The 12878-nt window shown below is 55.6% G+C and carries 10 protein-coding genes and 1 pseudogene; 2 read left to right on the forward strand and 9 right to left on the reverse strand.

The annotated features are described in order from the left end of the window. Together ACTF5M_RS10330 and ACTF5M_RS10335 are read left to right on the forward strand one after the other, a co-directional pair. On the forward strand, positions 1–1173 hold a 1173-nt coding region (locus ACTF5M_RS10330; protein WP_438960917.1), incomplete at its 5' end, for an aminopeptidase family protein P. Next, positions 1170–1511 (forward strand): DUF427 domain-containing protein, encoded by a 342-nt coding sequence (locus ACTF5M_RS10335; RefSeq protein WP_438960918.1) that lies wholly within the window; start codon positions 1170–1172, stop codon positions 1509–1511. The genes ACTF5M_RS10330 and ACTF5M_RS10335, both read left to right, overlap by 4 nt. A 3-nt stretch (positions 1512–1514) precedes the next feature. Here the strand turns inward: ACTF5M_RS10335 and ACTF5M_RS10340 are convergent. From ACTF5M_RS10340 to murB, 9 genes and pseudogenes are all read right to left on the reverse strand, one after another. Next, a pseudogene (locus ACTF5M_RS10340) lies at positions 1515–3144 on the reverse strand (chloride channel protein). Between the two features lie 68 nt (positions 3145–3212). Further along, complete coding sequence (gene recN, locus ACTF5M_RS10345; RefSeq protein WP_438960919.1) at positions 3213–4874, reverse strand: DNA repair protein RecN; 1662 nt, start codon at positions 4872–4874, stop codon at positions 3213–3215. 7 nt (positions 4875–4881) lie between these two features. Next, positions 4882–5778: an outer membrane protein assembly factor BamD gene (locus tag ACTF5M_RS10350; RefSeq protein WP_438960920.1), complete on the reverse strand. Its 897-nt coding sequence runs from the start codon at positions 5776–5778 to the stop codon at positions 4882–4884. 111 nt (positions 5779–5889) lie between these two features. Then, the gene (lpxC, locus tag ACTF5M_RS10355; RefSeq protein ID WP_438960921.1) at positions 5890–6813 is read right to left on the reverse strand and encodes a UDP-3-O-acyl-N-acetylglucosamine deacetylase; all 924 of its coding nucleotides are present in this window, start codon (positions 6811–6813) and stop codon (positions 5890–5892) included. 200 nt (positions 6814–7013) lie between these two features. After that, positions 7014–8579 carry a cell division protein FtsZ gene (ftsZ, locus tag ACTF5M_RS10360; protein WP_438960922.1) on the reverse strand — a complete coding sequence of 522 codons (1566 nt, stop codon included), beginning with the start codon at positions 8577–8579 and terminating at the stop codon, positions 7014–7016. A gap of 227 nt (positions 8580–8806) precedes the next feature. Further along, entirely contained in the window at positions 8807–10138 is a 1332-nt protein-coding gene (ftsA, locus tag ACTF5M_RS10365; protein ID WP_438960923.1) for a cell division protein FtsA, read from the reverse strand. Further along, positions 10135–11064, reverse strand: coding sequence for a cell division protein FtsQ/DivIB (locus tag ACTF5M_RS10370; protein ID WP_438960924.1), 930 nt, complete (start codon positions 11062–11064; stop codon positions 10135–10137). Before ACTF5M_RS10370 ends, ftsA begins: the two co-directional genes overlap by 4 nt. Beyond that, the gene (locus tag ACTF5M_RS10375) at positions 11052–11984 is read right to left on the reverse strand and encodes a D-alanine--D-alanine ligase (protein ID WP_438960925.1); all 933 of its coding nucleotides are present in this window, start codon (positions 11982–11984) and stop codon (positions 11052–11054) included. Before ACTF5M_RS10375 ends, ACTF5M_RS10370 begins: the two co-directional genes overlap by 13 nt. 109 nt (positions 11985–12093) lie before the next feature. Next, a partial coding sequence (murB, locus tag ACTF5M_RS10380) for a UDP-N-acetylmuramate dehydrogenase (RefSeq protein WP_438960926.1) occupies positions 12094–12878 on the reverse strand: 785 nt, incomplete at its 5' end.

The following is a 12878-nucleotide window of genomic DNA, read 5'->3' on the forward strand; positions in this document are numbered from 1 at the left end:
ATTTGTTGGCTTTTCAACATTCGCGGCAGCGACATTCCCCGCAACCCGATTGTCCAAGCCTTTGCTATTTTGCATGCTACCGGTGCCGTCGAGCTTTTCAGCGATACCCAAAAATTTGCAAAACTTAAGCTTCAAGATGGGCTGACTTTGCGAGAGTGGGACGAATTTGAGCAAGCCCTACAGGCCTTACAAGGCGATGTGCTGGTTGATAAATCAAGCATTCCCGTGGCCGTGGTATCGCAGCTTGCCCAGCCTGTGCTTTCCCGTGATCCGTGCATCTTGCCGAAAGCATGCAAGAACGAGGCGGAACTAAATGGTACTAAGGCCGCACATATCCGCGACGCAGCTGCCATGGTTGAGTTTTTGGCATGGCTGGACGCGGCAGATCACAGCACGCTGAGCGAAATTGACGTTGTCACAAAACTTGAAAGCTTTCGCGAGGCAACGGGCGCACTGCGCGACATCAGTTTTGAGACCATCTGCGGCTCAGGGCCAAATGGCGCAATTGTTCATTACCGCGTGACCGAAGAAACGAACCGCAAGCTTGATACAAACTCAATGCTGCTGATCGACAGCGGTGGGCAATACATCGACGGAACAACCGATATCACCCGCACTGTTGCGCTCGGCACACCGACTGCCGAGATGACGAAATGCTTTACGGCAGTTTTACGCGGCATGATTGCTGTGTCGCAGGTTAAGTTTCCGAAAGGGGCCGCAGGCCGTGATCTTGACCCTCTCGCGCGGCAATTTTTATGGTCAGAGGGCCTGGACTTCGGTCATGGTACTGGCCACGGCGTCGGCGTCTACCTGTGTGTCCATGAGGGCCCGCAGCGCATTAGCCGCGCCTCACATGAGCCTTTGCAAGCAGGCATGATTTTATCGAATGAGCCGGGCTACTACGTCGAGGACAAATTTGGCATCCGCATCGAAAACTTGGTTATTGTACGTGATGCAGCACAGACACGAACACCAATGATGTGTTTTGAAACACTGACATGGGTTCCAATTGATCGCCGATTGATAGATACAGGCAGCCTGGGCGCTGATGAACGCGCGTGGCTCAATGCATATCACGCAGACATTAGTCGTAAGTTATCAGGTAAACTGTCAAAATCAGCGGCGGCATGGCTTGAACTGGCCACGGCACCTCTTGGAAAGGATCACATATGACCAACACCATTAACGTTCGCCGTGCAGATACAACGACAGTCGTCCGTGTGGCTGGTGCCGTCATCGGCGAAACCCGCGACGCACTGATCCTGAGCGAAGGTGATTTGGCAGAAGTGATGTACTTTCCCGTTGCCGACGTGGCGATGGCCTTTCTGGATGCCTCAGAAACAGTGACCACCTGCCCCGCGAAAGGCCCTGCGAGCCACTACACTATTCAGACAAAATCCGGTGCTCTTGAAGACGCCGCTTGGTCGTATGAAAGCCCCACCGAAGCAGCCATGCGCATCAAAGAGCACATCGCTTTTGACACATCGCGGGTCACTGTCGAAAACGTCTAGGCTTTAGCTGTGCTCTTCAGCGGCAGTTTCGGCCAGCGCCTTGTTGTACGCACGTAGGGCGTCCACTTAAAAAAGCGCGCCCCACAATTCAGGTGGCGCATCTTCACCGCCTAATGTGACGACGGGAATAAAGCTGATGTGGGAGGCCTCAAACAAAGGCATCGCCTGCTCAAGCGTCGCGTTCCCGTCCACATAGACCCCCTGTTCGATCAGCTCCCAGCAGTATTCTGCGCTTGCTGCATTCTCATCTGATACGGGGCGCATGACGTTAGCCACGTTAAATAATGCCAACAAATAGGCTTGTGGCCCCGCCGCGAGATGGATGTTGCGCCGTTCAAGCTGAGACAAGAAGAACGAGTGATCCACCAATCGGCTGGCCACAATCGTAGAAAGCGACACTGCCACCATCACGGCCAGTCCCGTTTGCCAGTCGCCCGTAAGTTCGAACACAATCAAAGTCGTCGAGATCGGTGCGCCCAAAACTGCAGCTGCGACAGCGCCCATTCCCGCCAAGGCATAAAGCGTCGTAGCACCCGAAACATCGGGAAGCAGCGCGGTTGCAACATATCCAAATGTCAGCCCCGTCAGCGCACCCACCATCAAAGACGGCGAAAATACCCCGCCCCCCATCCGGCCAGCCATGGTTATCGCTACAGCGACTACTTTCAGCACTGCAAAGACAATCGCTTCGTGCCAGAGCAGGCGTCCTGTAAGCGCCGCGGAAGTAGTCTCGTAGCCTACGCCAATGATGTGCGGAAAGCTGATAGCCAAGACGCCCAAAGCAAGACCGGCAAACGCGGGGCGTAGATACCGCTGTATGGAAAAGCGTGCCTGCCAGCGTGTAGTGACATCATCCGCCCAAAAATGCTCCGCATCATGACAACAGCCACCAAGCCGCATGTCAGGCCCAGCATCAAAAAGCAGGCAATTCTTGGTAAAATGACAGGGTGTTTGCTTGGCTCAGCGTGAATTCGGTCACGTCCCCAAACATCAACCGGTTAATCACCGTACCCGCCGCAGAGGCAATCACGATCGGCGCAAACGCATGGACGGCGAAGTGCCGTAAGATCATCTCAAGCGCAAAAAGTGCACCTGCAATAGGGGCGTTAAAGCTGGCCGAGACAGCAGCGGCAACTGCACATCCTAACAAGTCGCGCCCGGTAATTCCGTCTGCCTTAATCCAATTGCTAACCCACGTCGACAGAACCGCCGCCATATGCACCACAGGTCCCTCGCGGCCTGTTGAGCCACTTGTTGAAAGCGTAATTAGCGACGCTACCGCCGAAGCCAATCCAGCACGGCGTTCAACGCGTCCCTCGTTCATCGCAGCGCCTTCTATGACATCCGCAACACTACGCACGCGTCCATCATCGGTGAAGTTATGCAATATAAGTCCAACGATAAGCCCGCCAATTACGGGCGGCGTCACCAGCCAAATCCAATGCAGGTCTGCCGCAAACGAATGAATACGCTGAATATCTGGTGCGCCGTAGACACAGCTTTGCAACGCGGTGATGCCTTTACGAAAGAAAACAGCTGCAAAACCCGCCGCAATACCGACCCCAAGTGCGATAAACCAAAACTGGATTTGACTGGGGCCGTTTGCACGGATTAGGCGGATCACATCACGCAGCGTGTGCGCTGCCTGACGAAGTGACGCACGCAGCTTTTGCCACAGCCCTGATGTACCGCCGCCAAGAATCAGCCACCCAGCAAAGCGCGGGCCGCACCACGCGCCTCGTCGGTAATTTTGTCGCCAGAAAGCATTCGGGCTAGCTCATCAACACGGTCTTCGGCGTTTAACGGCACAACCGTCGACGTGGTAATGTCCCCGTCTGGTCCTGCAGTGACGCGCTTTTCCACACGCCAATGATGCGCGCCCAATGCCGCAACTTGGGGGCTGTGTGTCACAACCAAAACTTGCCCCGCACTTGCGACTTCGGCCAAACGACGGCCAACGGCATCCGCTGTGGCACCCCCGACTCCGCGATCAATTTCATCGAAGATCATGGTCAGCCCAGTCGTAGAGCGCGTCAAACACACTTTCAGCGCCAACAAGAAACGGCTCAATTCGCCACCAGACGCGATCTTGTTAAGCGGACCTGAGGACGCACCTGGGTTGGTCGCCACGCGAAAAGCAACTTCGTCTTTGCCGGTTGGTCCAGCATCGCAAGGCGTGACATCAGTGGTGAAAACCGCGCGCTCCATCTTCAAGGGCGCCAGCTCTGCCAACATTGCAGCATCAAGATTAGCTGCGGCCAGCTGGCGTTGCTCGGTCAATGCATCGGCGGCACGATCATAGGTCTTTTGCGCCGCAGCCAATGCTGCCTCAAGATCGGCAATCGTGTGCGCCCCACCGTCCAGAGCCTGCAACTTTATCCGCAACTCATCCGCAAACGCGGCCAAATCATCAGGCAACACGTCATGTTTACGCGCAAGAGCACGGATCGCAAAAAGCCGCTCTTCGGTGTCTTCAAGCTCGGACGGATTAAACGCCAAACTATCAAGCACACGGTCTACGCCGGCTTGTGCATCGGCGAGTTCTGACATGGCCCGAGAAAGCGCTGCAACGGGCTCATCAAGGCCCCCTTCTGCGCCGCTCGCGGCATCATCAAGCCACCGCATCGCCGCATCCAGCTGCGCTTCTGCGCCGTCCCGCCCCATGGCTGTGTGCGCGCGGGCAATATCATCACGAATTTTCTCTGCGCCTTGCATCAAACGTCGGCGCGTGTCGAGTGCGGCTTCTTCGCCGGGCTCAGGGGCAAGCGTATCCAGCTCCCCCACAGCGTGGCGCAAAAATTCTTCTTCGTCTTTAACGGCGGCCAACGCGGTCCGCGCTGCATCCAGCGCACGGTTTGCTGCACGAACATCTCGCCAATGGGTAGCCACATCCGACAGCGCAGCCTCAGGGCCCGCAAATTCATCCAGCAAAGCGCGGTGACCGCGTGCATTCAGCAAACCGCGATCATCGTGTTGTCCGTGCAATTCAACCAAAGTCTCGGAGACAGCGCGCAACACCTCACCGCTGGCCCGGCGATCGTTAATCCACGCGGTTTTACGCCCATCGCGAGTATTCACGCGGCGCAGGATCAGCTCATCCTCAACATCCCACCCTGCTTCACGCAAAACATCAAACGCCGCATGATCCGGTGACAGCTCAAACCACGCGGTCACTTCACCTTGATCCGCTCCTTGACGCACCAATTCCGCACGTCCACGCCAACCCAATACAAAGCCAAGACTATCGAGAAGAATGGATTTACCAGCACCGGTTTCGCCAGTTAAAACGTTGAGCCCCGCGCTGAAGTTCAACTCCAGTCGGTCAATGATAAGCATGTCCCGTATGTCCAGCCCGCGCAGCATCTTCGTGCTACAGCCATTCGCCCTTGAGAACCTGACGGTAAATTTGGCGTAGCCAGCTGTCTCCGCTGGCTTCTGCCTCAAGACCGTTACTCGTCAACAAATTGAAACTATCTTGATACCAGTCCGTTGACTGGAAATTATACCCAAGGATCGCACCAGCTGTTTTTGCTTCATCAGCCAAACCAAGTGACACATAGCTTTCGACCAAGCGGTGCAAGGCTTCGGGTGTGTGCGACGTTGTTTGGAAATCTTCGACAACTACACGGAAGCGGTTAATGGCCGCCGTAAAGTGGCCTTTGCGCAAATAATAACGGCCAATTTCCATTTCTTTGGCCGCAAGGTGGTCAAAAGCCAGATCAAATTTCAAAATCGAAGAACGCGCATATTCCGTATCCGGATACCGCTCGATCACGGTCCGCAACGCCTGCAACGCCTGAAACGTCAAACCTTGGTCGCGACCAATCTCATCGATTTGATCATAAAAACTAAGCGCCAAGAGGTACTGCGCATATGCGACATCCTCATCCGCTGGATAAAAGTCGATAAACCGCTGTGCCGCGGCCCGTGAACTTGGATAATCACGGTCTTTGTGGAACGCGAATGCCTGCATAATCAGACCACGCTTAGCCCATTCAGAATAAGGATAAAGGCGCTCGACTTCGCCAAAAAAGCGGGCGGCTTCTTCGGGGTTGCTCTCAGCCAGTTCAAATTCACCACGTTGGTAGATTTCTTCGGCGGTGTACGATTCCAGCGGGCGATCACGCCCTTCGTTTGACAACTCAGCACAACCAGCAATCGCAACAAGCCCAACTACCGCAACAGTTGCCCGTGCGGCACGAGCGTAGCCGCCCTGTATTTGGGGCAATTTTAGTTTTACTCGTGACTGCGTCGCGCGTTCCCGCATGGCCCGTCGATCCCTCTCTCGGTCCTTTAACAAAATGTGTAAAGACTGCTCAAAGATTTATCCAGAGGCTATCCGCAGTGACGCGCCCAGAACACGAACAAAAACGATTGATCAGCAGGCGTGCGGCAGATCCAACACCTCAACACCCGCACCCGGCAGGCCAGATGCCATTTCAGGTGTGCATGTAACAACTTCAAAGGCGCTTGGGTCCGCAAAGAGCGCGCGCAACAAACGGTTCGTCATTGCATGCCCTGCGCGAACGCCGGTGTAACGGCCCAAAATAGGGTGCCCTGCAAGCGACAAATCACCCAACGCATCGAGCATTTTATGACGTACCGCTTCATCCGCGTGGCGGAACCCGCCAGGAGAGAGGACTGCGTCACCATCAACAACAACTGCGTTGGACAATGTGCCACCCAACGCCAACCCGTTTGAGCGCATCGCATCAACGTCTGATTGACGGCAGAACGTACGGCTATCTGACAGCTCACGCACAAACGTGCCGTTGCGCAGATTGAGGTGCTTGCGCTGTCGGCCAATCGCGCCGTCCGCGAAATCAATTGAGAAATCAATTTCAAGCGCATCCGAAGGGGAGAGTGATGCAGCCGCGCCGCCTACTTTGACTTCAGTATCTTTCAGAATTCGGATCGCCTGCAGGGGGGCGCCCAAAGTTTGGACGCCCGCGTTCAGGAACGATTGTGCAAAAGTGACCGAACTCCCGTCCAGAATGGGCACTTCGCCACCATCAATTTCGATCACTGCATTATGAATGCCGCAGCCGGTCAATGCCGCCATAACGTGCTCAACCGTCGAAACTGTTACACCAGCATCATTGACCAACAACGTGCAAAGCGGAGAAATCTCTACGCGGTCCCAAGTGGCTGGGATCAAATTATCCTTCGAAGATGCCACATCCGTGCGGCGAAACCAGATACCGTAATTCGCAGAGGCGGGTGCAACCGTCATACGCACGGCGCGGCCTGAGTGCAGGCCGGTGCCGGTAAATGTAACAGGAGTGCGAAGTGTAGTTTGCAAGATGTGCCTCAGACAGGTGATGCGTTTGTGCAACCTTGCTATGAAAAGTCTACCGAAGTCACAATTAACAGTTTGTAACGTTTTGTAACAGTCGATCTGCGGCTCGGCGGAACATCGCCATATTTTTCATTAAGTCATTAGGGTAAAACAAAAAAGGCCGCCTCCAAAGGAAGCGGCCCATTGAATTTATTTAGCAAAACCTAGTTCGCTTGACGGCGCAAGAATGCTGGAATTTCGATGCGGTCTTGCTCGGCATTTGTGCTTTGCTCATCATCATATGTTTCTTGAACCGGAGGCTGCTGGCGCATGGCCGCCGGAGCGGAACGCTCTGACTGCTCGGCCCCACCAGTCATGCGACCAATCAAGCTGTTGATGCCAAAACGAGGACGCTCTGCTGCTTCGGGCACTTGCGACGCAGGGGCTGCAGTTGGAGCAGGCTGCGCTTCACGTGCGGGCGTGTTGGACACGGCTGCATTCAAACGCGCAAGCGCTTCAGCAGAGGGCTGTCCAGGTGCAGGCGCTTGCGGCGCGACATACTGCTCGGCCGCAGGCGCCTCAGGTGCTGGCTGGTACGCGGGAGGAGGTACGTCACCACCAGCAGAATACGCGTCGAAAATGTTCTCTGCAGCATCAGCCCCAGCAGGCTGCTCTGCATCAAGCTCGTTAAACAAGCTAGGCTCTGCCGTGGCTTCACGCGCTGCGACTGGTGCGGGCTGAGCTGGCTCTGGTTGAGCGGCTTGTTGTGGCGCAGCAGGTGTAGCGCTGGCACGGCGTGGGACGGGTACATCGTGGACACTGGCAGCAGCGTCGATACCGGTTGCCACGACACTTACGCGCATGATGCCATCGAGAGTTGTGTCCAAAGTTGAACCGACGATGATGTTTGCATCCGCGTCCACTTTGTCACGAATAACATTTGCCGCTTCATCCAGCTCGAACAACGTAAGATCGTAGCCGCCGGTGATGTTGATGAGCACACCATTCGCACCGTTGAGGCTAATTTCGTCGAGAAGTGGGTTCGCAATGGCTTTCTCTGCAGCCTGCTGCGCACGATCCTCGCCAGACGCCTCGCCTGTTCCCATCATCGCCTTGCCCATTTCGTCCATCACGGCACGAACGTCTGCGAAGTCGAGGTTGATCAGACCGGGACGGATCATCAAATCAGTCACACCTTTAACGCCTTGATAAAGGACATCATCAGCCATCGAAAAAGCTTCGGTGAATGTCGTTTTCTCATTCGCCAAACGGAATAGGTTTTGGTTAGGAATGATGATCAGCGTGTCCACCATCTTTTGCAGTGCTTCAATACCCTCTTCAGCCTGACGCATGCGCTTTGCACCCTCAAACTGGAACGGCTTTGTGACCACACCAACAGTCAAAACACCCAACTCACGCGCCGCTTGCGCGATGATTGGCGCAGCACCTGTACCAGTACCACCACCCATGCCAGCAGTGATAAAGCACATGTGCGCACCTGCGAGGTGGTCAACGATTTGCTCAATGCTTTCCTCAGCAGCGGCAGCACCAACAGAGGCACGCGCACCGGCACCAAGGCCTTCGGTCACTTTCACACCAAGCTGAATTTTCGATGGCGCACCAGACTGCTGCAATGCCTGCGCGTCTGTGTTGGCGATGACGAACTCAACCCCCTCAAGGGCTTTTTCGATCATGTTATCAACAGCGTTACCGCCAGCGCCCCCAACACCGAAAACAGTGATGCGGGGTTTGAGATCTTCTTGTCCGGGCATGGAGAGGTTAAGTGCCATAGTGATATATCCGCCTGAGTTCGCCGCAGCCCCCAAATTTTCTGGATGCGGCTCGTTTTCAACATTGTGCTCGCCCTGCTTTTACAGGTGCGTACTGCCTTTATTAGCAAGTATGATAACGCGGCAATTGGTGCGCGTCACCTGAAAAACGGTGATTTCAGCACAAAATAACGGCAAAAAACCGCTCAAAAGCCCCTCATCTGGGGGTACAGCCATAGATTTCGGGGTTACCAGTTGTCTTTGAACCACCGGAAGGCGCGCTTTAGGCTGCGCGCGGGATACATTTCGGTCGGCACATCAAAGTCCCACCACTCGTCTTGAGGGTTCGCTGCAAAAAGCGCTAGCCCGACAGCAGACGAAAATGCAGGCCCTGTTACGGCCTGCGGGAGCCCCTGAACCCGCAACGGCCGCCCCATGCGGACGTGCTGCCCCAAAATGCGGCTGGCCAACCCGTCAAGGCCAGGGATTTGGCTCGCACCACCAGTCAGAACAATCTTCTGGCTCGGCAGATGTTCAAAGCCCGCCGCATCAAGCCGTGCGCGCGCTTCTTCCAGAATTTCCTCTACGCGGGGACGCATGATGCCAATCAACTCGGCGCGGCTTGCCTGACGGCTATCAAGCTCCCAATCGCCCGTATCACCGCCAAGTTGGATCATGTCACGGTCATCCATACCGGTGGCGTGCACACCGCCGTAATACGTCTTGAGCCGTTCCGCTGTTGGCGTTGGCACACGCAGACCCATCGCGATATCAGATGTAACGTGATCGCCACCCATACGGACCGCATCTGAGTAAATCATGTGTTTTTTGATGAAAATCGAAATGCTGGTGGAGCCGCCGCCCATGTCGATACATGCAGCACCCAGTTCTTGCTCGTCCTCGATCAAGGCAGAAAGGCCACTGGAATATGCCGCGGAAGCAAGGCCAGCCAGTTCTAGGTCGCAGCGCTTCACGCATTGTACGATGTTTTGAATAACGGGCGCATCAACCGTCAGCAGATGCAGATCGGTCATCAATTCTTGACCCGCCTGCCCGCGCGGATCCGCAAGACCGGACCGATAATCTAGCGCAAAGTTCACAGGCTGCGCATGCAAAACCTCGCGGCCCGCACCGATGTCAGGCTCATCGCACATCGCCAGAACGCGACCAATGTCCTCATCTGTCACTACGCCTGTTTCAAGTTCAACTTTACCATCAAGACCGTAACTGCGCGGGTTCGCGCCACTGAAGGAAACAATCACATGATCTACGCGGGTCTCCGCCATTTTTTGGCTGGCCTGCACAGCGGTACGGATGGCGCGCTCTGTCTCAGCCATTGTGGTGATTTCGCCAAAACTCACCCCACGTGAACGGGTTGTCGCAACGCCAATGACGCGGAAACTTGACTGGCCGGCCAGTGACCCGATCCCCTCAGAGGACGGGCTTTCAGAGCCGTCAAACCGCAAAACAAAGCACGCTGTCTTTGATGTACCGATATCCAATACCGCAATGACACCTTTTTGAAGGGCCGCTTTGCGGGCGGTTCGCATGGCGCGTTGCATGGCATAGGGCTGGCTCATCGTTGGCCTCCAAACTCAATTTCATTGATTTCACGGATGTCTTCGCTGGCCGCTTCGCCCAAACGCACAGTCGGGCGATATGACAATCGCATATCAACGGCCATGACATCGCGGTTCAAAATATCTTGCGCACGGTCTAAGATCACCACACGTTCAAGCGCCGTTACAGGTGCATCCACGGGCAGCATTATGCGCTGCCCCGTTTGCAGGACAACGTCCCAACGACGCTCGCCCATGCGGACCAATCCTTGAACACGATCAGCAATCGGCGCCGCAGCGGCGATCACTTGCAGCGCCTCAGCTACGTGGTCTTGCGCCCCCATACCTGCGATCAGTGGCAGATGCGGGTAGGCATTTCTGTCTTCAACCGCTGCCACACGCTGTCCTGCATCATCACGCAGCTCCATCCCCTCGTGATGACGCCAAACAACTGCTGGCACCCGCTCATACACATCTATCTGCAATAAATTTCCGGTACGAACCGCAAGGGACGCAGTCTTTACCGCATCAAGGCTTTCAACTGTTTGACGCATTGTCTCAAGGTCCAGATCAAAGCTGGAGACAGGCAAATCAACAGGCAAAACTTCACGAATTGCGGCCGCTGTCGCATCAGACGCGCCGTCGATTGCCATAACGTTAACCATGAACTCGGGTCGCGTTTCAAGCTGTGCACGGGCCTGCTGCCACGCGGCAACTGTTTTGGCGCGGTTATCTGACTGAGCAAAATAAACACCCGCAACAAGTGCCGCGACACACAACGGCAAACCAAGGCGCACAAAGCTGCGGTATCCGGGACGCAGTCGCAGACGGTGATAGCGATATGCCCACTTTGACGGCGCAGGGTCACGGCGCGGTGCTGACGCCTCAGGCTGTTCAGTATTGGGCGTGTGCGCACGCAGAATTTGGCGTTTGCCTATCTGTTGCATGACGCGTCCCTTACCATCCATTCGCAAAACTCAGCGTAGGACAGCCCTGCGTGTTGCGCCTGTTCAGGGCTAAGCGATGTTGGCGTCATGCCTGGCTGCGTGTTGGTTTCAAGCAAGATGATACCGTCAATGCCACGCGCCTCGTCCCAGCGAAAATCAGTTCGCGAAACGCCACGACAGCCCAGCGCAGCATGGGCGCGCAACGCGTAATCCTGACACGCTTTGGTGATTTCATCCGGAATATCCGCAGGCACAACATGACGCGACCCGCCCGCTACATATTTCGCGTCATAGTCATAAAAACCGTCGGTCAAAATATCAGTTACGGCAAAAACACGGTCCCCCATAACGGTGGCCGTTAACTCACGACCATCTGCATAGGCTTCGACCATCATCTCATCTGGCATGTCGTCGGACAGTTGCGGAGGACCATTGGCGCCATCAGCAACCAGATAGACCCCAACGCTGGACCCTTCATTATTAGGTTTGACCACATACGGCACAGGCATCACGTGGGTCGCCATCACATCTTCGCGCCGCGCAATCACGCTTGGTACGAAAGGCAGCGCGGCGGCGGCATAAACCTCTTTGGTGCGGGTTTTGTCCATCGCGATCGCAGATGCCATAACGCCCGAATGCGTATAGGGAATGTTGAGCCATTCTAGCAGGCCCTGAACGCACCCGTCCTCGCCCCATCGTCCGTGTAGTGCATTGAACGCCACATCAGGGGCAAGCGCCAACAGCTGCGCTCCAAGATCTGTGCCAGCATCAATCGAATGAACATCATGACCAAGACTGCTGAGTGCAGCGCACACTTGCTCACCGGACGACAAAGAGACCTCACGCTCTGCGCTTGGCCCGCCCATCAGTACTGCAATTTTTAGGGGGTCACTGCCTGACTTACCCACCGTTTGCCTCATCTCCCCGCTCTCGTCAGAACGGATTGCGCGCGCATGGTTGCACGCTTCTTTTCATGTCCGAGGGCTGCTCTGCCCGCCATTCTCATCGTTGCCCGCTTTTCTTGCGCGCTTATTTTGCGGCAGGTTCACCCACTCGCATAATTTCCCACTCTAGCGTCAGGCCACTGTTTTCGTAAACCTTTTTTCGCACCAACTCGCCCAGTTTTTCCAAATCATCAGCGGTGGCATCCCCCGTGTTGATGAGAAAATTCGGATGTTTTGGAGACACCTGCGCACCACCAAGTGTGAACCCGCGCAGGCCAGCATCCTCAATCACTTTCCACGCCTTTAGGTCGTGAACATCATCCGCCCGCCCTGTTGAGCTGAACCCCGCAGGGTTGCGAAAAGTGCTACCCGCACTTCTGTCTTTGGTCGGCTGGGTTTCATCGCGCTTGGCCAGCTGAGCCGCCATTGTGTCGTGCAAGGTTTGCGGATCACCCGCGGGCGCCTCAAACACCGCATGGGTCAATACCCAGCCTTCGGGCAACGTAGATGTTCGATAGCCAAAGGCTAAATCATCAGGACCAAGTTCAACCTGCTCACCGCTGCGCGTTACGGCTTCGGCCTTTATAAAGTGATCCGCCGTATACCGCCCATAACATCCCGCATTCATCCGAAGAGCGCCACCAATTGAACCTGGGATTGTGCGCAAGAACGTCAAATCAAGACCGGCATCGGCCGCTTTACGCGCCACATGGGCATCAAGTGCTGCAACTCCTGACCGCACAGCGGTGCCGCTAATTTCTATGTCAGTAAAACCGCGGCCCATCCGAATGACAGCCGCGCGCAACCCACCGTCGCGAACGATCAAATTGCTGCCGACACCCATTGGGAACACGGGCGTCTCAGCAGGCA

This window comes from Nereida sp. (genome assembly GCF_965655635.1).
In the GTDB taxonomy this organism is placed as follows: domain Bacteria; phylum Pseudomonadota; class Alphaproteobacteria; order Rhodobacterales; family Rhodobacteraceae; genus Nereida.